The organism is Exilibacterium tricleocarpae, assembly GCF_007004655.1.
In the GTDB taxonomy this organism is placed as follows: Bacteria; Pseudomonadota; Gammaproteobacteria; order Pseudomonadales; family Cellvibrionaceae; genus Exilibacterium; species Exilibacterium tricleocarpae.
This window is the reverse complement of sequence record NZ_ML660114.1, coordinates 1-23,655: the sequence shown is the minus strand read 5'-3', so window position 1 is coordinate 23,655 and position 23,655 is coordinate 1. Positions and strand designations below refer to the sequence as shown.

The 23,655-nt window shown below is 58.9% G+C and carries 13 protein-coding genes; 3 read left to right on the top strand and 10 right to left on the bottom strand.

The window, feature by feature from the left end:
• From tssC (FKG94_RS26530) to tagH, 10 genes are all read right to left on the bottom strand, one after another.
• Positions 1-1,524, bottom strand: a complete 1,524-nt coding sequence (gene tssC, locus FKG94_RS26530; protein WP_246125423.1) for a type VI secretion system contractile sheath large subunit — start codon at positions 1,522-1,524, stop codon at positions 1-3.
• A gap of 85 nt (positions 1,525-1,609) precedes the next feature.
• Entirely contained in the window at positions 1,610-3,097 is a 1,488-nt protein-coding gene (tssC, locus tag FKG94_RS26525) for a type VI secretion system contractile sheath large subunit (RefSeq protein ID WP_142929975.1), read from the bottom strand.
• On the bottom strand, positions 3,097-3,615 hold the full coding sequence (gene tssB, locus FKG94_RS26520) for a type VI secretion system contractile sheath small subunit (RefSeq protein ID WP_142929974.1): 519 nt from the start codon (positions 3,613-3,615) through the stop codon (positions 3,097-3,099). The genes tssC (FKG94_RS26525) and tssB overlap by 1 nt, the downstream gene beginning before the upstream one ends.
• 63 nt (positions 3,616-3,678) lie before the next feature.
• Positions 3,679-4,935 (bottom strand): type VI secretion system protein TssA, encoded by a 1,257-nt coding sequence (tssA, locus tag FKG94_RS26515; RefSeq protein WP_142929973.1) that lies wholly within the window; start codon positions 4,933-4,935, stop codon positions 3,679-3,681.
• A gap of 306 nt (positions 4,936-5,241) precedes the next feature.
• On the bottom strand, positions 5,242-5,961 hold the full coding sequence (gene tagF / locus FKG94_RS26510; RefSeq protein WP_142929972.1) for a type VI secretion system-associated protein TagF: 720 nt from the start codon (positions 5,959-5,961) through the stop codon (positions 5,242-5,244).
• Positions 5,962-6,120: 159 nt separating this feature from the next.
• Complete coding sequence (gene tssM, locus FKG94_RS26505) at positions 6,121-9,594, bottom strand: type VI secretion system membrane subunit TssM (protein ID WP_179957827.1); 3,474 nt, start codon at positions 9,592-9,594, stop codon at positions 6,121-6,123.
• A gap of 55 nt (positions 9,595-9,649) precedes the next feature.
• On the bottom strand, positions 9,650-10,558 hold the full coding sequence (icmH, locus tag FKG94_RS26500) for a type IVB secretion system protein IcmH/DotU (RefSeq protein ID WP_142929970.1): 909 nt from the start codon (positions 10,556-10,558) through the stop codon (positions 9,650-9,652).
• Between the two features lie 18 nt (positions 10,559-10,576).
• Positions 10,577-11,920 (bottom strand): type VI secretion system baseplate subunit TssK, encoded by a 1,344-nt coding sequence (gene tssK, locus FKG94_RS26495; RefSeq protein WP_142929969.1) that lies wholly within the window; start codon positions 11,918-11,920, stop codon positions 10,577-10,579.
• A gap of 148 nt (positions 11,921-12,068) precedes the next feature.
• Positions 12,069-12,578 carry a type VI secretion system lipoprotein TssJ gene (gene tssJ, locus FKG94_RS26490; protein ID WP_246125421.1) on the bottom strand — a complete coding sequence of 170 codons (510 nt, stop codon included), beginning with the start codon at positions 12,576-12,578 and terminating at the stop codon, positions 12,069-12,071.
• 70 nt (positions 12,579-12,648) lie between these two features.
• Positions 12,649-14,238, bottom strand: coding sequence for a type VI secretion system-associated FHA domain protein TagH (gene tagH, locus FKG94_RS26485; RefSeq protein ID WP_142929968.1), 1,590 nt, complete (start codon positions 14,236-14,238; stop codon positions 12,649-12,651).
• Positions 14,239-14,761: 523 nt separating this feature from the next.
• Here tagH and FKG94_RS26480 point away from each other — a divergent pair.
• The 3 genes from FKG94_RS26480 to FKG94_RS26470 form a co-directional block, all read left to right on the top strand.
• Positions 14,762-17,509: a bifunctional serine/threonine-protein kinase/formylglycine-generating enzyme family protein gene (locus FKG94_RS26480; protein ID WP_142929967.1), complete on the top strand. Its 2,748-nt coding sequence runs from the start codon at positions 14,762-14,764 to the stop codon at positions 17,507-17,509.
• Positions 17,510-17,928: 419 nt separating this feature from the next.
• On the top strand, positions 17,929-19,884 hold the full coding sequence (locus FKG94_RS26475; protein WP_142929966.1) for a ShlB/FhaC/HecB family hemolysin secretion/activation protein: 1,956 nt from the start codon (positions 17,929-17,931) through the stop codon (positions 19,882-19,884).
• A 51-nt stretch (positions 19,885-19,935) separates the two neighbouring features.
• On the top strand, positions 19,936-23,655 hold a 3,720-nt coding region (locus tag FKG94_RS26470; protein WP_142929965.1), incomplete at its 3' end, for a beta strand repeat-containing protein.

Genomic DNA, 23,655 nt, shown 5'->3' with positions numbered 1-23,655 from the left:
TCAATGTCCGGTGCCGAAACCCGACAGCGCCAGCTCGGTGGTCAGCTTGAGTTCCGAGACCAGGTGATCGACGATATAGTGGGGTTTCAGGTGGATAATACTGGTGTAACTGCCCGGTTTTCCAGGCAGCTCCCGCACCTGCACCCGCGCTGAGCGCAGGGGATAGCGGGCCAGCATGTCCCACTTCAGGTCTTCGCGGGCGGTGGCGTAGCGATTGAACCACTCCTGCAACAGCTGCTCACAATCGCCGGGGCCGGCAAAGGAGCCCACTTTGTCCCGAATCATGACTTTTATATAGTGGGCAAAACGGGAGGCGCAAAACACCTGCTGCAACATGGCGCTGATACGGGCGTTGGCGGTTTCTGCCTTGCCCTGAAACTGCCTGGCTTTTTGCACCGAGGGGCAGCTTTGAAACGCGGCAAACTCGGTGTCGTAGCAGTGACACAGGCACATCAAACCCAACTCGCTCAACTGCCGCTCGTTGTTATCGGTAATGACCATTTCGGTCAGGATTTTAGTCGCAGTACCCGGGCTGTCCAGACCATAGTCGATGGCCGGAAATCCGGTCACCAGGCCGCCGCCGTAGTAATCCCGCGGCACGCCGCGAATATGCGCAAACCAGCCGACTTCTCCGAACTCGCGGATCAGCACGGTGCCAAAGGCGTAACAGGGATTGCCCCATAGATAGTTGCCGGAGTCGCCCTCGCACTGCTCATTGAACAACAGCCCGCCGTAGGACACCAGGTGTGCAGTATAGGGTTTGCGCATGATGATTCTCGGCAGGCACACGCCGAGAAAACGGGCGTCCTCCAACTCGCGCAGACTGCGCCACTGGATGTATTCCCGTTGCCGGAAAACCTCTTGAAAGTTGATCGGCTGACCCAGGGTTTCGAAATCGTCGATCCCGAACAGTTGCGGCGTCGCCGCACAGATAAACGGTGCGAATGCCGCCGCCGCGATCTGCGCCAGCCCGCGCAGAGTGGGGATATCCGAGTAGGGGTGCCCGGCAAACGGGCGATGGCTTACCTGGTAGTCGCCGAGCAGCACCCCGAACGGCTCGCCGCCGGCGGTGCCGAACTCCTGGCTGTATATCAGTTGAAACAATTGGCTTTGGTCAAAGTCGGAGGCGCGGTCAATATCTTTGCTGACTTCGCGCCAACTGATATTCAACACCTTGAGCTTGACGCCGCTGTAGTGGCTGGCCGTATCTGCCAGCCGCCACAGTCCGCGCCAGCCGCTTTCGAGCTGTTGCAGCTTGGGCTGGTGCAAAATGCAGTTGAGCTGTTCGTTGACCAACTCGTCAAGCAGGGCAATCTGCCGGCTCAGCCAGGCGGACGTCGACAGTCCCGTGACTGTGCCGGTAGCGGCGAAGTTTTCGATCCACAGCGCGATGGCCTGCGCCGGATCGGGCTCGGACAGAAAACGCGAAATCAGATCGCCGTCGAAGCCCGTTGCCCCGCCCTCGCTCAACTGTGCGTCGGTGCCTTCCAACAAGGCATCCAGATTGACTCCTTCGTCGGACACGCGTACTCACTCTTCCTGGAAACAACAAGGGAAAGACCGCGGCGGGCGCACCCGCCGCGGTCGGCTGCTCGACGGCCGGCGACCGTCAGCCCGAACTGGGGATATTGGCTACCATGCGCAGGGAGGTTGTCAATTCCTCCATCTGCAGCCAGGGTTTCAAATACGCCACTGCGCTGTAGGAGCCGGGTGCGCCGGGATTTTCCTTGACCTGCACTGTTGCCGCAGCCAGCGGGAATTTGGCTTTCATCTCGGCGCTGGCGTCCTCGTTGCTGTTGGTGTAGCCCTGAATCCAGCGGTTCAACCATTGCTCGGCATCTTTGGCCTCCATAAAAGAACCGATCTTGTCGCGGCCCATCACTTTCAGGTAGTGAGCGATACGGCTGGTGGCCATGATATAGGGCAGGCGCGCGGAAATGGCTGCATTGGAGGTCGCATCCGGATCGTCATAAACTTTCGGCTTTTGCGTCGTCTGTGCACCAAAAAATACCGAGTAGTCGGTGTTTTTGTAGTGGCATAGAGGCAGAAAGCCCAGACCGCTGAGTTCCGCTTCCCGCCTGTCGGTGATACCGAGTTCAGTGGGGCACTTCTGGTCGGTGTCGCCGTCGTCGCTTTTAAAGATATGGCTCGGCAGACCCTCGACCTTGCCGCCACCCTCGGCACCGCGAATGGCGGTACACCAGCCGTTTTCCGAAAATGCGCTGGTCAGGGTCGTGCCCATCACATAGGCGGCGTTCATCCAGCAGTATTGATCGTGCTCCACGGCGGTGGACATGCCCGACTCGTCCTGGGGGAATTCCTCGTACCCGAATTCCTCCACCGGCTTGGTGTTGGCGCCGTAAGGCATGCGCGATAACACGCGCGGCATCACCAGTGAAACGAACCGTGAATCCTCGCTGTCGCGGAAGCTGCGATATTTGATGTACTCCTGGGAGTCGAATATCTGCGCCAGGTCGCGGGGTTTTGACAGTTCGGTATAGTCGTCAAACCCGAACATGCCCGGCCCTGCGGCGGAGATAAAGGGACAGAAACCCGCGGCCGCGACATTGGACATATTGCTCAACAAATCGATGTCATCGGGGTGATTGTTGAATTCGAAATCGCCGATCATGGCGCCGTAGGGTTCGCCGCCGGCGGTGCCGAATTCTTCTTCGTAGACTTTCTTGAAGATATTGCTCTGATCGAACTCTACCGCTTTATCCAAGTCCTTGAATAGCTCTTTTTTACTGATATTGAGCATGCGAATCTTCATCGTGGTGCCGGTTTCGCTGTTCATGATCAGGTGGTTCAGGCCGCGCCAGGAACCCTCGAGTTTCTGCAGCTTTTCATTATGCATGATCGCCGCCAGCTGTTTGGACATGGCGGCGTCAATCGACGCGATTGCCGCCTTGATGGTGTGGGTGAGATTGCGGTCCCAGCTCACTGTGCCTTTGAGCACCTGCTGGGTGAGATTCTCCAGCAGGTCCTGGGCATCTTCGCGCTCTGTCTGCTTGGTCGCACCCAGAGCTTGTTCGAGCAGGCTGACCGATTGCTCTTGCGCTTCTGCGCCGCCTGAGGATTCGGCTTCTGTACTCATTACTTGTCGCCTCCTTTATCTTCTTCAATACCTAGTTCTTTACCCAGTTCAGTAATCTTTTCAGTGCTCTGCAGGACTTCTTCCAGCACGCCCTCCAGTTCCTCGGAGCGATCCGCCTTACTGAGCAGATCACGCAGTTTGTTGCGGGCATCCATCAGCTGTTTCAACGGTTCCACTTTTTTGACGATATTTTGCGGCTCAAAATCATCCATTGAGTTGAAGTCGAGATTGACGGACATTTCACTGTCGTCGCCGGCCAGGGTGTTCTCCACCTTCATTTGCAACTTGGGGTTGATCTTGCCCATGGCCTCGTTGAAATTGTCCCGGTCTATCTGGACGAATTTGCGCTCTTTGACGGACTTCTTATTCTCGGTATTGTCGCCCGAGTAGTCGCCCATAACGCCGACCACAAAAGGCAGCTCTTTTTTCTCCTCAGCCCCGTTGGTCTCAACGTCATAGGTTATATGTACACGCGGTTTGCGCACTCTTTTCAGTTTGTCGTGGATACTTTCAGACATAGCTAAGCCCTCGTTAAGTCGATAATGTCAATACTTGGTTTTTCAATTCTGTCGCGCTGCTCTCTACCATCCCGAATCGCTGCTACCTCCGTTGTCAGTATCAGTTACACTTTCGTCCCACTCGGTGTCGCCGCCGGTGCTCGCCTCGCCGGTGGCGACACTGGCCGGTGCCGCCACCGGCGGCGGTACGTAACTTTCGGTGGCCGAGCCGTCCAGCTTGACGCCGGTCAGTTGGGTAAATATGGCGCGAGCGGTATCATCGGGCACCAGCTCCATCATCAACTCGGACACTGTCATACGACCCCAGGTCACTACCCGCTCGATGGTTGCCGCCAGGGGTGTGTGGGGCTCGTAGGTGCGAAAATAGGTGGCGACTTCCTGCAGGCGCTGCAGGGCTTGTTCCCGATTGGCGATGGGCCCGGCGGCGACTGCCGCCGCCACTGGACCCCCGCCTCCCGTTGCTGCGGCATCCGGCGTGTCAACCTGCGGCGCATCGTCACTGGCAGCGAGATGGGCGAGTCTGTCTTTGGTCAGGAAGCGCACCGCACGCAGGATTTCATCGAGTAGGTTTTTGATGGCGGAACTCGGCGGGGAGTCGTTGCCGCAGTGATCGCGCAACTGTTGATTGAGGTCGGCGTAGACCTGGGTGCACTGTTGTAAATCATCCAGCAGGTTGACGTAAAAGCTCACCTCGCCGCTGGCCACAGTCGCGCTGATCTGCTCGAGTGTGAAGCCGATGGTGTCGACGCGCTCCGCGCGTTTGTCGTCGTCGCTGATTTTTGCCGCGTCCTGGGCCTGTTGATACTGCCAGTAGCTGAAGTCGCCATGTGACCCCTGGGTGGTGAGGGCGACGTTGCGAATCGGTGCCAGCAGGGTGCCTTCACCACCGTCGCCATTGAGGCCGGTAAGCGGACCGACTTTGGTTTCGAGACCGTCCTCATCGGGTTCGGGATACAGATCATCCCAGAAATTTTCCACCAGGGCGCCGGTCAGGCTCAGGCCGTCGCGCAGACCGGCAAAACCGTGCAGCCGCACCAGCGCCTCTATATACCAACTGGCAATCTCCAGGTCTTTGCTTTTGGTGCTGAGAATTTGCGGTGCGAGTTCGGCAATGGGTTTCCATTGGCTCAGTGTGTCGTTGCTGCTGTCCTCGTCGAACATGCTGGCTCGCTCGGCCGCACGGGCGCTATTGCGAGCGTCTTTAATCGCATAATATTCTGAATTGGGAGACCGGTCGCCACGCAGGTCTTCACCCTGGGGGCGATCTTCTGATATCGGCTGTGTCAGTGCTTCAATATCGATGATGCTGGGAGATGCCATACTTTTCTTCCCGTCCTTGTCTCATTAAGGGTTTTATTAACAGTCTTATGAAGAAATTAATAAATACCAGTGTGTTCTTATAGTAATTAGCATTACCAAAACGGTATATTTTTTTAGTTATTACTCTAACCGAACTACTCCAACTGCCTTTCATACCCCGCATGCCAGGGTGGCCACGTCAATGAGTAAAACCGTTTTGAATAGAGTGCCAATATAGCTGAAAAAAATAAATATACCATAGTCATGGCGAACCAGTCATAGTCAACCTGCCGAGGCCTGCCGGCCAACTGCGTGGGGCTGCTTTTTTCATAGCATCCAACCCCACTGTTGCCACTGCCCGTCCAGCAAAGCGGTGTAGCCCTGGGCATTGGGCAGCCCCGGCGCGAGTAACAGCGTCGGTTGCATGTGGTCTGAACCATTGCACCACCAGAGGCTGTAACTACTGAGACGGGCCTGGGTGAATTGTTGTAACAGTTGGTTGTAACAGCCGGCGGGCAGCGCCGGCTCCCCGGTGGCGACCACGGCCGTTCCCGTGACCAGACTGTCGGATTTGTGCAGGGTTTGACTGGCACTGTGGGCGGGCATTGGCAGTCCGGCGAGTCTTTGCATCAGCTCGTCCACCGGCAGCGACTCCTGCAGGGCCGCAAGGGCGGCGTTTTCCAGTTGCGAAAACCAGTCTTCCTGTTCGGCAAGGAAGCTGAAGGTGTTGACCTTGTTGTCGACGGCAGCGGCAATGGTCAGCGGAAAATAGCGGCCGACGCTGTCGACGCTGGGCAGCAGCACGCCGGCCCGGGTGCCGTTGTCGACGGCGCCGGGCGCGAGGACAAAGCGCCAGATCGGACTGGTCAGGTAGTAGTCGAGCCAGCTTTCCCCGAGCACCTCACGGCTGCTGGCGACAGACCTTTGCAGCCAGTCATCCCACACGTTGATAAAGCTGCCCGGCAGACCGCGATCGATAAAATCGCCGTGCGCCGGCACCTTGCCGTAGAGCCCGGCGCGGTAAAGTCCTGTGGCGGTACTATTCATAAGAGGACCACTCTATGTCATAAGAGGACCATTCTATGTCGTAAGAGCACCCATCTATGTCGTAAGAGCACCTCCTCACGTTATGAGAGCGCTGTTTCACGTCATGAGAGCATTTTTCCACGGTTGCTGCCTTTTGTTTCCCGTTGTCGGTTAATCACCCTACAGGCTGGTCGGATGTTGATAGCGACTCAAAATATCGGGCCGAAAAGACCCGGCACCGGTTTTGGCCGTCAGTTTAAACTCGGAGTCGCCGCCGTCGAGATCGAAACTGATCCGGCTGGCATCGCGGCCACTGCTTAAATTCGCCGATTGAAACAGGCGCAACCAGGCCCAGGTGCCGTTGAAACTTGCTTTCACATCGGAGTTGCCGTCTTCGCCCAGGTATTGCACCACGATACGCGCGCGGTCGTGCTCGCCGGTTACCCATTTTGTCGTCTTCGCAATGGCCGGGCCGTGGCGAAAATCCAGGTTGCGGGCCGGCCGGCCCAGATCGAAAGTAAACTTTTCGAAATCGCGATTGAGTTTGCGCTGTTGCAGCGTGAACTCCAGTGTCATCGGGCCGCCGGAGAAAAACACGTTGCGAATCTGTTGCGCCCGCCGCAGTTGTTCGATCGCGCCGGCGTCCAGGTAGAGGCCGGCCCCCTCGAGTGTTTTGGTCGTCCACTTGCGGGTATCGACAAAGGTTTTCAAATAGCTGTCGACGAACGTCTTTTGCACGCCCTCGGGGCCGAAGAAACCGGTAAAGTCCCTGACCGATGCGTCATTGCTGCTGTTGCGATTGAACGGGTAACGCCGCGCCAGGCCACTTTGGAAAACACTGTTGACCTCTTCTTCCCACATCCGGTTGACATGCCGTTTGGTGTGGTTGAGCAGCAGGCGCCAACTGTTGTCGGCAATATCGGTGAGCCAGCCTTTGACCGGCTGCGGCGCGTTGATGGCCTTGCGGTGCAATTGTTTGATAATGTCGTTGCCGCCACCGCCGTAGCGGCCTTTGGCCATATTGAAGGCGGCCCGGTCGGCATTGCCGGAGGCGGCAATCTCGCCCATCAGTTCGTACAGACTGTTGATGGACGTGAGAATCTCCTGAATCGGTGCCGGCCGATTTTGGCTTGCCGTAACGAGTCGATGCAGCTCCCGGAATTCATTGTCGACCGCGGTCGGTTTCAGGCTGCCGGGAATGGCGTCCTGCAGGTTTGCAGGCAGGGTCGAATCCCCCAGCCGCTCCGCGGCGAGAGCCGGCCGCAGGCGGGTGTTTTCGGTGGTCACCTCGAGCACTGTCAGCAGCGGTGAATAGGTGGGATCAGACAGTTGTTGCAGACTGTCGAGCGCGGCCTGGATGTCATTGAACCTGGCGATTTTGAAGTTGGACAGAAACCCGCGCCAGTAGCGGCTGTATTCGTTCAGGTAGGCCCGTTCGATATCCCGGCTGATCTGCTCCTTGTCGGCGTCGCTGAAGGACTGGCCGTCGTCGGCACCGTAGAGCCAGTCGTTTTCCGCCAATTGATTCATCAACGGCGAGTCTGCGCCGTAGTCGACATTGTCAAAACCCTCTTTGGTGAACAGGTAACGGGTGGAGAACAGTTCACTGGCGGGGTCGAGGCCGAACACCAGTTGCGAGTCACCGCCGATACGTCCATAGAGGTCGACGGGCTCGGCGTTGGCGCTTTCCAACTGCTTGTAGAGCCGCTGTGAGGCCGGTATGCGGCGCAGCTCCCGCTGGGCTCTTTGTACCACCCGCTCGTTTTCCGCCAGCGGCGGCAGCGGTTGCGCCAGCAGGCTGTCGAGGTGGGTTTGCAACTGTGCCTGCTTGTCGGCCTGGCGCGGCAACTGCTGTTGCCAGTTGCGCTCGGTCCAGGCGGCGATCACCGCCGGGTCGCGGTGTTCGGGTCGATGCAGCATCAGGTAGACGCGCAGCGTCTCGAACAGTTGATTGTCATCGGCGGTCAAACGGCCCAGTTGCCGCTCTATAGACCTGGTCAGACTCGGCAGAAAGTGGGCGCCGAGCTTCTCCTGATACAGTGCTTTTGCGGCGGCGTCGACATTGCCGTCGTAGAGTCCCAGCCCGCGCAGCCAGGGGTGGGCGTCCTGATCATAGACCTGACTGCCGGTGTGGAGCGGATTCAGCGCCGCCAGCGTTTGCACCGGATTCGACTCGTTCGGGCGCAGCTCGGCGCTGGCTTCACGGTATTGATCGACAGCGGCAGTGACCTCACCCATATAGAGTTCGTTGCGGGTCACACTGCCGGCCCAGACTGCCACGGTGGCGACGCCGGCCACAGCCAGGGCGCCAAAACCGAGCCGGCGCCCCCAGGTTACCAGCCGCTCGAGCTTGCGGTTGGTGCCGACCAGTTCCGATTCCGGAAATATAATGTCTTTCAATAAGCGGTTGATGAAAAAACTTTTACCCAGGTTACTCTGCTGGCGGCCGGTCTCCCGCGGCAGACCGAAGTTGGCGCTGACCGAGGCCATCATACGATCGATCGGTGTGCCCTCCTGCGTGCCGCTGGTGAAGTAGACTCCGCGCAGCATCGGCGCCTGATGGTAGCTGTTTTCGGCAAAGGTGCGACTGATAAAATCCGCCAGCGTGCCGCGCAGGCTCTCCATGCGATTGGGAAAGGCCTGCATGGTGGAGCGGGCCTCGATATTGCGCTCGTTGTGAACCCGCCACAGCAGCCGCTGGTTGAGCCGGGTCAGGATGTCGTCATAGCGCTGGTTGAACATCTCTTCGAGGCGTTTGGTATCGAACTTTTCCAGCGGGAAGGTGGTGCCCCAGACCTGTTCCCGCTCTGCCTGGGACAGGTTGGCGAAAAAGTCGGTAAAGCCCGCCACCAGGTCCACCTTGGTGAACAGCAGATAAATCGGGAACTGGATGCCGAGCTTTTCCTGCAGTTCGTCGATGCGGCCGCGAATCGTTTTGGCATGGTGCTGGCGTTGCTCCGCCGTCTGCACCATCAGGTCCTGCACGCTGATGGCGATAAGGGCACCGTTGATGGGACGCCGGCGGCGATATTTTTTCAGCAGTTTGAGAAAGCCGTGCCAGGCGGCGTTGTCCACCACCCGGTGGCTGTCCTGGGTGGTGTAGCGCCCGGCGGTGTCGATCAACACCGCCTCGTCGGTAAACCACCAGTCGCAGTTGCGCGTGCCGCCGATACCGCCGAGGGATTCCTTCCCGAGCTGCTGGGCCAGCGGAAAATCCAGGCCCGAGTTGATCAGCGCCGTGGTCTTGCCCGAGCCCGGCGGCCCGATAATGATATACCAGGGTAATTGATAGAGGGCTTTGGAATTTCCCTTCGCTTTGAAACGGGACTGGCGCAAGGTGCCCAGCGCATCGCGAAAGCGCCCGCCGATCTGTGCCAGTTCCGCCTCGGTGCGCTCCTCATCCGGGTCTTTGGCCGCATTGGCTTCGGCTTCCTCGATGCCGTCGAGCAATTCGTTGTTACGGCGTTTCTCCAGTCCCCAACTGACCAGGCGCCAGATCACCCAGGCGAACAGCACCAGCAGTATGACAATCACCCTGGCGGTGGTGGACAGGGGCGTGTTATCGGCCCCGAACTTGACATAGTCGGCGCCGACAAAAATGAGCACACACAGCGCCAGGATACCGATAAAGCTCAGTACCCATTTGTTGGTCAAAAGAGTTAACACCCGTCGCATTGATGACTCCGTCAGGTTGCGCTGCGCTGGTTTGTTATCGGTCCGCAGCGGGTGGCTGCTCGCCGTCGCCCGTGCGCAGTTCGGTAATGGTCGCGGCGGTTTCTGCCGTCGACTGGTAAAGCCAGACACGAAATCCCGAGTACACCAGCAACAGCAGCGCCAGCACACAACTCGCCACCACCCACATCGGGATATAGTGAATCAGGCGGTTGCTGCGGGTAGCGCTGCTGGGCCAGGTGCCGGACAGATCGGGTTCGAAGCCGCCGCGGTAGTTTTCGATGGTCTGGTACAAATGATCCTGAATCTGTGCCAGTTGGGCCTGGCCGCGCGGATCGAGCCGGTACTGCCCCTCGAAGCCGATGCTCAGGCAGAGATAGAACAGTTCCAGGAAGTCGAGCTGCTGGGCCGGTGCTTCCAGCATGCGCTGTAAAATGGTGAAACATTTTTCGCCACCGCCGGTCTCGCGGTGATAGAGGCTCAGCAGCGAGCGCTGGCTCCAGCCGGAGTTGGCACCCCAGGGGGTGTTCAGCACCATCTCGTCGATGACGCTGCACAGCAGATACGAGGCCGACAGCACTATCTCCGGCGCAATGCCGGCATTTTTTGCCTGCTGATCAAACTCGCGGATTTCATGGGCCACCTGCCGGTGCAGATTGGGCACGTCGTCATGCTGCACGGTGGTGCGCAGCCGGGTGGCCAGCAGCACCAGGGTGGAGGCCAGCGTCACCAGCGGGTTTAAGCCGTGGCGCAGTTGAATCGGCTCGCTCGCCAGCGACGGCGGCACGCTTGGCTGGGGGGCAGGTTGCGCCGCCGCGGCGGTTGGCTGCTGGGAGGGCGCCGGCCTTCTGGCGCCGGGGGTGGGCACCATCACGGTTCGGTCGCCCCCGGCGGCGGCCGGGGGGGGCGAAAAAACAGTTTTATCGGAGTCTTTTGAGTTCGTCATCTACGCTGTTCCGGTTGGCTAATCCCTGATGGCCCACAGTTCCATTTCGAGGTTGGGGAAATCCGCGCCCAGGTGGATGGCAAAGCCGCCCGAACTTTTCATCATGTTCCAGATTTCCCCGGAGCGCTCCAGCTCGAAGTAGGTAAAGCCGGCGTGATACGGGATTTGGCGCGGCGCCACCGGCAGCGGCCGCAGCTTTACACCGGGCAACTGCGCGCTGATCAGATCGCGAATTTTTTCCACCGGCGCAACCTTGGTTTGGGTCGGCATATGCGAGCGCAACAGATCGCCCTGCATATCCGCCTTGGCGGCCAGCACGAAACTGGCGTCGGTTACCAGGCTCGGATCGGTAATGGCGGCGACATGGATGCCGTATTTGCGCTCCACCAGTTTCATGGCAATAGCCGACTGTTCCAGCACCATGCTCAAGCACTGGCGCAGCACGGCAAAAATACCGGCGAACGTATCGGCGAGATTGTCGTGCTGGTAGGGCGCAAACACCGGCGCCCGTTTGTCGCCGGTGGTAAAGGTGGCCAGCTCGCCGGCCATTTGTACCAGTTCGGTAAAAAACGCAACCGGATGCAGGCCCTTTTGCTGCGACAGGTGCGCCACCAGGGGTTCGATACGGTTGATAACCTGCAGCAACATATAATCGGCAATTTCTGCCGAGCCGGCTCTGCCGCTGTCGCTCAAACGGTGGCTCAAGGCTTCACCGCGCTGCTTGAGGAGGGACTTCAGTTCTTCGAAATAGGCTTTGAGAACCGGTGACTCTGCACAGTCCAGTAGCGGCGGGATGTAGTTGTTGTCGAGTTCCACCGGCTTGTCCGGGTTGCGCTCGCGAATTCTGGCCACACCGATGGTGGCGTAACCGCTGAGATCGTCAGTGCCGAGTTTCAGGGCCAGGCGCAACTTGCCGATCTGGATACGTGCTTCCTCCCCCGCCGCGGAGGCACTGTCGCGGGCGTCGAGGCTGTGGGCCTGAAAGCGCGCCTGGTGGGCATGCAGCTGGCTGTCTTCAGCGCGAATCACATCGAGCGATCCCGGCCGGCGCAGGGGGATGCACAGATAGACGGTTTCCTCCCGTGTGTTTTCCGGCACTTCCAGTACCGGCGGCAGATTTTCGTGATCGGGGATGCTAAACGGTGTGCCGTCGGGAAAAACCCCGCGCGCAGCGGTGATGGATATCTTTCCGAGCTGCAGGGGTTCGGCGTCGATGGCGAGTGCCTGCAGGCCGGAAAAATAAGCATTGAGCGCGTTGGTGCGGCCCTCGATGTAGCGCTCCAGGTAGCGATCCTGTTGTTGAAAATGCTGGGGGCGCAGGAACATCCCCTCCGACCAGATAACTTTATTGCTGACAGACATGGGTGTGTGAAATCCCCTTTATGAAATTATACGGTCGTGCGTTTCATTCAGGCGTCGCGACCGGTTGAACCCTGGGACAAGCCCGTGTGTGAATTCAAGTATCGATCCACAGGTAACCGGCGGCAGGCGCATCATCAGTGAGTGCCGCTCACTCGTTCGCGTTGAGAATTTTCACCCACTCGGCCTGGATTTCATATTTATTCTTCTTATGCGGTGTCAGTGGCAAAATCAGCAGGGGTTCGGCGTCGCTGTGATCGTACTGCAGGTACTCCGCCATAAACCCGATAAAACTTACCTCGGGCGTAAGTGCCAGTACTTCCTCCCGCGTTTCCCCCGGCGCCAGCGCCTTGAGCTGAAATGTGTCGACCAGGTCCCGCCCCAGGCGTTCGGCCGCGTCTTCATACAGCGTCAGAAAATCTTCACGGCGAAACTGGCGGTCGTCGCTGAGGGCGAAAACTCTTATGGCCACCGGCGAGGGGCGCCCGTCCCGGTCCGGGTTGATATTGTTGCGCGCCTTGATCGTCACCACCGCCGAGGTGTCGAGATTCAGCACCTCGCGGGTGGTTGAGCAGGCGCCGAGTAGCACAGCCGCGATTGCCAACAGGGCAGCGGTGATACTTTTTCTCAAGAAAATATTAGCGTACATTTTAGTTGTCATTGTTAAGACCCTAGGTGTTAACCCTTATTTGCAGACTGTTTTTGTAAGATGCCCCGGCATGGCGGAGTCATCAAAGTCTTCTTAAACCTTTCAGTTTGGCCAGTTGCAGTTCATAGGCCTCGGCAAACTTCTCACCGAACAGTTTTTGGTAACTGGTCTCTTTATCGCTTTTTAAGTGCTGGAAGTGCTCGGTGTATTGTTCCCACAACCTGGCGTTCTTGCTGGTCAACAGCGAGCGACTTTGCTGTCGATCCAGGCGGCGCTCCAGGTGTTTGGGGTCGAAGTGCGACAACATGGCGTCGAAGGCGGCCTTCATGCCGACCAGCACGGCCACCTGGTGATCGGAAATATCGTCAAAACCTTCTTTGACCGCAGCGCTGGGAGAGACAAAGGCGCCGCCGGCGCCGCCGAACATCGCCGCTAAAGCTGCCTGCGGGTTGGGTGAGAACTTAAGCGGATTGTTTTCCGTCGCCTGGATCATGGTGCGCTCGACCCGCAACTCGTTTTTAATGCTGGCCCGGGCACTTAAGAGCCCCATCAGGCGCTGCACCGACTCCCGCAGTATATCGGCTGCCTCGCCGACCAGTGCCTGTTGTTGCTCCGCTGTCAACTCTGTCAGTCCCAGCTTTTGTGCCAGATCGCCGCTGTTGTCCGCAGTTGCTTTCGGTGCAACCGGTGCAGTCGGTGTAACTGGTGCAACCGGTGTAACTGGTGCAGTCGGTGCGGGCGGTGTAACTGGTGCAGCCGGTGCGGGCGGTGTAACTGGTGCAGCCGGTGCCGTAGGTGTAACTGGAATTGCCTGGGTTTGCGGTGCCTGCGCCGCAAGGTGCGGTTGCGGCGCTGTAATGTCGGGCGCCGGTTGTGCCGGTGGTATGGGTGGGGACTGTTGTGCCGCCGTCTCCCAAGAGTCCGGCGGCGTCAACTGGGGATCGGGTTGTGCATTCACCGGTGGCATGGCATGACTGTTGGCCGGTGCATGGTCGGAGAAACTGGTTTTCCACCAGTCGGGATCGTCGTCGGTGTTTTCAAGGGCCCAGGAATCGCGTTGCTGTGCCTGTCCGGCTGACTTGTCCAGCGCGGCTAACGGATCGGTTTCCACCGGTTGCAAACCCGGCAGCGGATCGCCGGCGGGCGCCGCCGAGTTCCACGGTTGCGCGGCGTTGGGCGCCTGCGGTTCCAGCCATTTATCGAATTCATCCGCGGCCTCTGCGCCATTTTCGTTGGCTTGAGCGGCTTGGGCGGGTGGGGGTGGGGCGGCGCCATCGAGAAAATCGACCGACTCCAAGCCATCCGGCAGTGGTTTGGCGGTTGCCGCCGGCGGCTGTATCGGCACCGCCGCAGTTATTTTTACCTGCAGGCGATAGGGGCCCATAGTCACCAGATCGCCGTCGCGCAACGGCGCCGAGTTACCGGCACCGATGGCATTGATATCGTCGTTGATAAAGGTGCCGTTGGTGCTCTGGTCCGTAATCGTGAAGGTGCCGTTAACGCAGGCGAGCACGGCGTGCTTGGAAGAGACGGTGCGTTCCGGATCGGGCAGCACCCAACTGTTATCTGTGGCGCGACCGATAGTGGCGCCGGTATCACTGCGAAACTTTTTGCTGGGCTCACCGATATCTGCCTGCTCGGGGCCCTGAACAATCGTTAACACTAATTCCATACCGGATATATTTCCGTTGCGTTTTTTATCTGGTGTGTCGTTAATGTGTCGTTAATACTGACGCACCCCACTCTCACACTTCGATCGGACTCCGCGGGAGCAATCGAAAATGGCCATGCAACCATTCATGTCGATGCAAGAGTAGTTGGTTTCGATAGTAACGCTAATAGTAAGTTCTTTGGTCCATTAGAAGCAATTGCGTTATAAAGAATAACTCTTTATTCCGTTCCGACTCTGTGAGCCCGGACACATCTTGCTTTTAATTCGCCCCTATTTTGTCTTGTTAGCACCTATTGTGTCATATAGAATCGTTCGTCTAGGCCCGGTATAAAAGTTGAGAAACGTTAATAATGGATGTTACTTTCCCAGAACCTGGACGGTTAGGTGTCTGTTTTCGGTTTCGTTGTCATAACTGCTGTGATACCTACTGCCGTGGGCATCTTCACCACCACCAGCCTCACAGTCAGCTGGCCCAGATTTACGACAGGGTCATCATAACAGTTTGTCGGGGGACAATCCCAGTATGAATTCCGACGACAAACCCCGTGTAGTGAAAGCATCTGATGACGAGCGTGAAAGTGAGCGCCAACTGACAACTTCCGGAAGCGATGGCGGGGAACAACCCAGTGTCGAAACTGCTGTCAATAAAGTACCTGTAAAGCCAGGTAAAGATAACCGGCCCCGGGTTCCCGTGGGTTCGCGTATCGTCAATCAGGGCTCTGACCCGGATGGCTCACGGCTCGACGACCCCGATGCGACCCGTATCAGCGACGCTCGCCCGTCTGCCGGTGTCGCAACGCCGGCAGATGTCGCCGCCGACGATGATAAAACGCGTGTGGCGCCCACTTCACCGGCACGCGGCATGCCGCGACAAGCCGACGATGGTGCGACGGTGGTGGCCGGGAGGCGGCCTGCTGTGCAACGGGAATCGGAACCAGAGTCAGAACCGGGATCAGAGTCCCGGGAACAGACCATCAAAGGTCGGTTCGTGCTCAAGCAATTGCTGGGGGCCGGTGGCATGGGCGCGGTGTACAAAGCGCTCGATAAACGCAAAGTCGAAGCCAAGGATCGCGACCCCTATGTGGCGATCAAGTTGCTCAACGAAGACTTCCGCCGCCATCCCGATTCGATTATCTCGCTGCAACGGGAGTCGAGAAAGTCGCAGCGACTCGCGCATCCCAATATTGTCAATGTCTACGACTTCGATCGCGACGGTGAACTGGTCTACATGACCATGGAGTACCTGGAAGGGGCACCGTTGGACGAGTTGATCCGCGAGCAAGGCGATGGGATTAAGAAGTCCGCCGCCTTAAAAATAATCCGGGATGTATCTATCGCCCTACTGTACGCCCATTCCCACGACATCGTGCACTCCGATTTCAAGCCCGGAAATATTTTCGTCACCGATCGCGGCGTCGGCAAGGTGTTTGACTTTGGTATTGCCAGAGCGGTTTCCAAATCCCGTCTCGACAGCGGTGCGGACGGTGGTGAAAAGACGTTGTTCGATGCCGGCAGCCTCGGCGCCCTGACACCGGCCTATGCCAGTCTGCAGATGTTGCAGGGCCTCGAGCCCAGCACCTGCGACGACGTCTATGCGCTCGGCTGTGTGGCTTACGAAGTCCTGTCCGGGCGCCACCCGTTCGATAAGCTCCCGGCGGACGCGGCTCGTGACAAAGGCCTCAAGCCCGCCCGCCTGGCGAATATTTCGCGGCGCCAGTGGCGGGCGCTGGAGCGCGCGCTGGCGTTTGAGCGCGAGACCCGCACGGCGACTGTGGGCAAGTTTATCGATCAGTTCTTTGGTAAACAACGCTCACCGCTGTGGCTGGTGGCCGGCGTGGTGGTGCTGGCCGGTGCCGCCGCGGTGACCTATTTGCAGGTGCAGGCCCGGGAGGAACAGTTGCGCCTTGAATTGGAGGCGCAGGGACAGGACAGCCTGTTGCAGCAACAGCAGCAGCACACCCAGGAAAAGCTCGACACGCTGCTGCTGCAGAGCACGCTTTCGCCGCAGTGGGAGACGGATTTCAACACCCTGCTGCAGGAGCTTGAAGCCACTTCACCTGATGCGCAGGCCGAAGTGGCCGGGTACCGGCGGCAGGTTGCCGAGCGCTTTCTGAACGCCGCGGATGTAGCGCGAGGGGGAAATCAGCTCGATCAGGCGGCCAGTCTCTTGGACAAGGCGAAACGCTGGGCGCCGGCGGCGACTGCGGTCAGCGAAGAGGCCGGGCAGGCGCGCCAAGAGGTGGCCGATTCTATCGCCGCGGCACAACAGGCGGCGCGTGACGAGGAGCAGCGACTGGCGGAGCAGCGCCGGCAACTCGAGGCGCAGATACAACAGCAAAAAGACCGGGAGCTTTACCAACAGGCGATCAGTGGGTTAAGGTCGTCACTGCGGTGTTCACCGCAGTTACAGCTCGGTGCCGCTGTGCGGCGGCGGCTGAACAGTTTCAAAACCCAGTATCCGGCGCAGTATCGCCGGCAGGAGCCGCAACTGGTGGCGGGGTTGGCAACCTGTGTCGAGCAGCAGGCGCGGCGCGCGCCGGCGGCGGCCGAAAAACTGAAGCTTGCCGCCCTGGCCCTGTTTCCGGCCCAGGCTAAACTGGCGACGATCAAGATCGATCATTGCGGGCACCTCGATCCCGGCAATGGAAAAACCTGTCGAGATCCTATAGTGAGTGGCGCGGCCGGTAACAGTGGTGGTATAACAGCCGGTAGTGGTATCAGGGCGCCGATCATGGTGGTGGTACCACCGGTGCAGGACGGTGCCGCACCCCTTGCGATAGCGAAATATGAAATTTCGGTGGGTGAGGTTAACCGCTATTGCCAAGCGTCGGGTAAGTGCGAGGTCAATAGTAAGAGCAGTAGTTTGCCGGCACACAATATCAGTGTCGATATCGCCAGGGGCTTTGCGCAGTGGCTGAGCGAGCAGACCGGGTTTACTTACCGCCTGCCGAGCCATCGGGAGTGGCTCGCCGCAGCCGCCGGCAGCGATCAACGGGAAGACCCCAACCGCAACTGTTACCTCAGATTTGGTGGTATCGAAAAAGGTGTTAAGCTGCTGAAGGTCAACACCGGCGCGCGCAATGGCTATGGCATAGTTAACTATTCCGGCAATGTGCAAGAGTGGGTGTTGCGCGACGGCAAGCTGGCGGCGGCCGGCAGCCATCATCGCGACCCCATGAGTCGCTGCACACTCGAGTCGCTGCGCGAACACGGTGGGTTGGCCGATGCTTTCACGGGGTTCAGGCTGGTGAGAAGTATTGAAAGCGGTTAGCGGTAATGACGGTGTTTCGAAGTATGGTACGCCTGCAAAGAAACATTTAAAACAACCTGGAAGTATTGATAATCACAAGTATCGATAATTGTAATTGTCGGTAATCAGAAACATTGATAATCAGAAACATTGATAATCAGAAACATCGGAGGCAACTGGCAAGACAGATTCAATCAGTCGTATAGCGTATAGATTGAATAAGCTCGACAGTAAGCTTTGCTCGAACTAGCGCAGGTGGTATCAATAAGTCGGACCGTTTTCATAGTCCGACAACAACATTATATAAAGAACAATTGGCCGATGTATCTATGCCACTGGTTTACGGCATTATCGGTTTAGACTTTCGCGCAAGCAGGGAAGCGGGGGGCTGAGTCCCCCCTGACGCGTTGGTCGAACGTTAGGGGGTCTTAGTGAGTGACATGAACGTGTTACCGCGGCATCGTCGCGTGTGTGTGGTCGACCTTGTGAAGCGCTCAGTGTGGTTGCTGCTGTGGTGCAAGCTGGGTGTGGGAGCAGTGCCCGGCGTTTACGCCCAATCCGATGATACGCCTGAAGTGTCGCCGCGGGATTTGCAGATCGAGTATCGCGATCGCACCTCAAACAGTCTTGAACCCAGCCCGAACTTTGACCTGCCGCCGGTGCGTGATCGGGACGAGGAAGTGCGCATTTGGGTCAATAAGATCGAGTTTGTCGACCTGCCTGAATTTCCCGAACAAAATATATTTGCCGAAGACGTGCTGGCACTGGCCGAGCAGTACCGGCGCCGGCAGATGAAAGAGGATCAACTGCTGGCCGGTGGTTTCACCGAACAGGAGCTTGCGGAACTAGCCGGCCTGCTGACCGAGATGGGCGCCGATATGAGCGCGCGCAGTATGCCGCAGCAGGTGACCCGGCAACAGACCGCCGACTTGGTTGGGTTGCTGCAACAGCAACGGGCAAAGCGCGGCATGAGTCTCGCGGACCTGAACAGACTGGCGGCGGAAATTACCCAGTACTATCGCCGCAACGGCCTGTTTCTGGCCAGAGCCATAATTCCGGCCCAGGACGTGGATGCCGGGATCATCAAGTTCCAGGTGCTGGCCGGCGTAAACAGCGCGGTTAAGGTCAACGGCGCCAAAAAATATACCGAGGAAAAGATTCGCGAACCGTTTGCCCGACAAATTGGCGGCCTGGTAAACAATCGTGATGTAGAGGAAGGTCTTTACCTGCTCAACGATTATCCGGGGTTGAGTGTTTATGGCTCCTTCTCAGCTGGTGAAGGGGTGGGCGAGACGGTGCTCAATATCGATGTCAGGCGCGAGCAGGCCTGGCAGTTATCGTTGCGGGCCGATAACCACGGTTCGCAGTTTACCGGCGACGACCGCGTTTATGCGGTGGCGGACCTTTACAATCCGCTCGGCTTTGGCGATGCCTTGAGCGTGGGTTTTTTGAAGTCCTTTTCACCGGAAGAATCCGATCTGGCGCAGATCAGCTACGACTTCCCGATATTCGACTCCCGCACCCGCATGCGCCTGTGGGCGGATAGAAACGAATTCAGTGTCGTCGATCCCAAAGATAATCTACTGCGAATACTCAACCTGGAGGGCACCAACACCACGTTTGGGGTAGGCGTCAATCGGCATCTGCTACGCAGTCGGGCACGCAACCTGAATCTCGGCTTCGGGCTCACCCAGAAAGACAGTAGCCTGGAATCGGCCATCGAGCAGTTTGACCAGGATGAAGAGGTGCGCGGGCTGGAGTTTTCCGCCGCCGGCGACTTGCTTCAGGAAGCATCGCGCATTCTCAATGCCGGCAACCTGTTGCTTCAATACGGCGAGTTTACCAGTGATGTCGAAGAGGGCCGCGATGAGGAGTTCTACAAACTCTCCCTCAACACCACTTCGCTGTTTTTCTTGCCCGTGCCTTTCACCGAAGTCTCCACCCGACTGATATTGAAAAGTCGCCTGCAATATAGCGAGTCGGCGCTACCCGCGTTCGAGCAATTGGTGCTCGGGGGTCCGCAAGGCGTGAGGGCATTCACTGTGCGGGACTTTTCCGCCGACAGCGCCGCTTATCTGGGCGCGGAATGGTACTGGGACTTGCCCGATTTTATCGATCCGGAATTTGCCAACGGTCTGCGGCTTAACGACGTGATGCAGGTAGCGTTGTTCGCCGACGGCGCCTACGGCAGCCAGAACGCTATCGCCCAGGGCGAGAGTGATGTCTGGGGTCGCGTCGGTGGCTGGGGGGTGTTGTTCAAATTCTCGTGGATGGACCGCCTCAGCAGCCAGCTTAGTTTTGCCCGGCCGAGTTTTGCCCGGGTTTCCAATGATAGGTTGGATCAGGCGGACGAGTCCGTGCAGGTCTTTGCCGACTTCACCTGGTTTTTTGACTGACACTTTTTTGACTGACATAAGGCGCACTTAGCGCTATCAGCGAGACAAGTTATGGCTAGATCAGACCGATATTCAACACCGTCGCCGCAGGAAACCACAGCGGCGCAGCGGCGCAGTTTCAGTCTCGACACCCTGCTTGCGGCGGTGGTGCTGGCAGGGCAGGCGGCGCTGGTGCAGGCGGGGCCGACCGGCGGCGAAGTGGTGGGTGGCAGCGGCGTTATCAACTACGGTGACAAGCTTACCCAGATTCACCAGCACTCGAGTCGTCTGGCGGTGGACTGGCAGAGTTTTAATATCGATGTCGATGAAAAGGTGCAGTTTCTGCAGCCGGGCTCATCCGCCATCGCCCTCAACAGAATACTGAGCCAGGACGCCAGCACCATCCGCGGCTCCATTGTTGCCAATGGTCATGTGTTGTTGGTGAATACCCGCGGTGTGCTTTTCACCGAAACCTCCACGGTCAATGCCGGCGGCCTGGTGGTCAGTGGTCTCGATCTCAGCCCCGACGATTTTCTCGCCGGTAATTATGAATTCAGCGCGGTTGAAGGCGAGGCCGGTTTTGTGGTCAACCGGGGCCTGATCAGCGCGGCGAGCGGTATCGGCCTGCTGGGTACTAGCGTCGCCAATGAAGCCACAGGCTCTTTGATCAGTGCCGGTCTGGTCAGCCTCAATGCCGGTTCCGAAGCGGTGCTGACGTTTGACGCCGACAACATGATTGGTATTCGCGTGACCCGTGAAGTCCTGAGCAACGACCTCGGTGTCGATGACGCGGTCCTTAATGCCGGCGATATCCAGGCCGGTAACGTACTGCTCGATGCGCAGGTGTCCAGCGATCTGTTCTCCAGTGCGGTGAATAACACCGGCGTGGTGCAGGCCACCGGTATCGATACCAGCGGCGGTAAAATTCGGCTCACCGGTCTGGGCGGCGATGTGGCCAGCAGCGGCGAACTCAAGGTCTCCGCGGCAACTGATGATAAGGGCGGCGATATCAGGGTCGAAGGTGACAGAACCATTATCAGTGGTTCGGTGACGGCGGATTCAGCCGAGGGTATCGGCGGGCGTATCCAACTGCTCGGCGATAAAGTCGGCCTGCTCGATAACGCTTTTGTCAGTGCCTCCGGTGCTTTTGGCGGTGGTGAAGTATTGATTGGCGGCGATTATCTCGGCGGCAATGCCGAGGTGCGCAATGCGCAGGTCAGTTTCCTCGGTGCCGATGCCCAAGTGTGGGCCCGCGCTACCGAAAACGGCGACGGCGGTCGGGTGATACTGTGGGCCGACGACACCACGCGATTTTACGGCAGCATCGACGCCAGCGCCGGCCTCTGGGGTGGTGACGGCGGTTTTGTCGAAACCTCCGGTAAACATTACGTAGATTTATCCGGCTCGGTAACGGCGGCGGCGACGGCCGGTGCCCACGGCCTATGGCTTATCGATCCGGCCGATATTACTATCGGTGCTACTACCGACCAAACCTCGTCCACCAGTGACCCTGTTGTATGGACCCCTAACAATGGGGTGAGCGCCGCCAGCATCAGCGCGGCGGAAATTGTTGCGTCGCTGAACGGCGGCACCAGCGTCGAGGTCAAGACTGAGAATGACACCGTCAGCCAGAACGGCAATATTACCGTCAAGGCCGATATTGTTAAAAGTGCCGGCAGTGACGCGACCTTAACCCTGAATGCAGATCGCGCCATTGGGGTAGATGCCGGTGTGCAGATCTCATCGTCGGTGGGACGGTTGGGACTGGCTTTTAACGCCGGAGACAGTATCACCATAGCGGGTGATCTCACCACTAACGGGGGTGATGCTGTTTTCACCACCACGGCTGGCAATATTGATATTGCCGCGACCGGTTCTGTCGCCACCGGTGGCGGCGCGATCGACTTTAGCGCCGGCGGCACCGGTGCCGGTACCGGCAGTATTGGTATTGCCGGGACGATAACCACGTTTAATTCGGCCGGCACCCTCGGCGGCAGTGTCACCCTGAAAGCTGACAACGATGTGGCTATCGGCGCTGCAGTGGACACCAGAGGCAGCACCACCGATGGCAACGTGCTGTCCACCTCCGTGAATTTCTCCAACAGCGCAGCCATTGAAAGCGGCGCCGGCAGTATTGGCATCAATATCGGCACCCGCGCGATTGCCATTGGCGACCTCTCCGGTCGCGCCACTATCGGCGCGGCACTCAACAGTGGGGCCAACACACTTAGCGGTGCCACCGCTGCTGATGTGTTGGACATCAATAGTGGCGGTGTGGTGCTCAGCACCACGGATGGCAACTTTACGGCCGCGGGTGATATAGCGGTGACCGGCGTCGAATCGGTAGAGGATACCGGCGACCTCACCGGCAGCACTGACGCGGAGAATTTCGATTGGGACGGTACCCGCGTGCTGGTAGAAGGGATTAGTTTCACCGGTGTGGGCAATCTGTCCGGCGGCACTAGTGTTGGCGACATGCTGGCGTTGAGCGGCGCGGCCGGCAGTGTCGGTGTGAACTTAGGTACCACCGCAGGTGCGTTTTTGGTCCTGACCCCCAGCCCGCTGCAGGTCGTGGGTGAGATCGACTCGGTCAGCAACACCGGGGATCTGACGGCGAACAGTGCCGGGGACAGCTTCGACTGGAACGGCACCCGGGTACAGGTGGACGGCGTCGACTTTACCGGCGTGGATAACCTGAGCGGCAACAGCGGGACGGACAGCCTGGCGCTGAGCGGGGCGGCCGCTGCCGCGGGGGTCAATCTGGGCCCCGTGGCCGGGGCGTTTACGGTGTTGAGTGCGAGTAATTTAGCGGTGGCCGGGGCTATCGACTCGGTCAGCAACACCGGGGATCTGACGGCGAACAGTGCCGGGGACAGCTTCGACTGGAACGGCACCCGGGTGCAGGTGGACGGCGTCGACTTTACCGATGTGGGTAACCTGAGCGGCAACAGCGGGACGGACAGTCTGACGCTGAGCGGGGCGGCCGCTGCCGCCGGGGTTGATCTGGGTGCCGGGGTTGGGGCGTTTACGGTGTTGAGCGCGAGTAATTTAGCGGTGGCCGGGGCCATCGACTCGGTCAGCAACACCGGGGATCTGACGGCGAACAGTGCCGGGGACAGCTTCGACTGGAACGGCACCCGGGTGCAGGTGGACGGCGTCGACTTTACCGATGTGGGTAACCTGAGCGGCAACAGCGGGACGGACAGTCTGACGCTGAGCGGGGCGGCCGCTGCCGCCGGGGTTGATCTGGGTGCCGGGGTTGGGGCGTTTACGGTGTTGAGCGCCAGCAACTTACAGGTGGCCGGGGCCATCGACTCGGTCAGCAACACCGGGGATCTGACGGCCAACAGTGCCGGGGACAGCTTCGACTGGAACGGCACCCGGGTACAGGTGGACGGCGTCGACTTTACCGATGTGGGTAACCTGAGCGGCAACAGCGGGACGGACAGCCTGGCGCTGAGCGGGGCGGCCGCTGCTGCGGGGGTCGATCTGGGCCCCGTGGCCGGGGCGTTTACGGTGTTAAGTGCGAGTAATTTACAAGTGGCCGGGGCCATCGACTCGGTCAGTAACACCGGCGACCTGACGGGGAGCGCGAGCGTCGAGAATTTTATCTGGGACGGCACGGCCATCAGCCTGGGCAGCACGGTGAGTTTTGGCGGCGTGGACAGCCTGGTCGGTGGTACGGGCGATACCCTGGATAACCTCGATAACGGGTTGACCCTGGCTGCGGGCAGCCAGTATGTGTTGGGCGGCAGCGCGATCTCGGTCAGTGGTATCCAGACCGTGAACAAT

Bases quoted from the DNA above. Each gene is read 5' to 3' on its own strand.
- tssC (WP_142929975.1), bottom strand. From the start codon at position 3,097: ATGAGTACAGAAGCCGAATCCTCAGGCGGCGCAGAAGCGCAAGAGCAA.
- tssB (WP_142929974.1), bottom strand. From the start codon at position 3,615: ATGTCTGAAAGTATCCACGACAAACTGAAAAGAGTGCGCAAACCGCGT.
- tssA (WP_142929973.1), bottom strand. From the start codon at position 4,935: ATGGCATCTCCCAGCATCATCGATATTGAAGCACTGACACAGCCGATA.
- tagF (WP_142929972.1), bottom strand. From the start codon at position 5,961: ATGAATAGTACCGCCACAGGACTTTACCGCGCCGGGCTCTACGGCAAG.
- icmH (WP_142929970.1), bottom strand. From the start codon at position 10,558: ATGACGAACTCAAAAGACTCCGATAAAACTGTTTTTTCGCCCCCCCCG.
- tssK (WP_142929969.1), bottom strand. From the start codon at position 11,920: ATGTCTGTCAGCAATAAAGTTATCTGGTCGGAGGGGATGTTCCTGCGC.
- tssJ (WP_246125421.1), bottom strand. From the start codon at position 12,578: ATGACAACTAAAATGTACGCTAATATTTTCTTGAGAAAAAGTATCACC.
- tagH (WP_142929968.1), bottom strand. From the start codon at position 14,238: ATGGAATTAGTGTTAACGATTGTTCAGGGCCCCGAGCAGGCAGATATC.
- FKG94_RS26480 (WP_142929967.1), top strand. From the start codon at position 14,762: ATGAATTCCGACGACAAACCCCGTGTAGTGAAAGCATCTGATGACGAG.
- FKG94_RS26475 (WP_142929966.1), top strand. From the start codon at position 17,929: ATGAACGTGTTACCGCGGCATCGTCGCGTGTGTGTGGTCGACCTTGTG.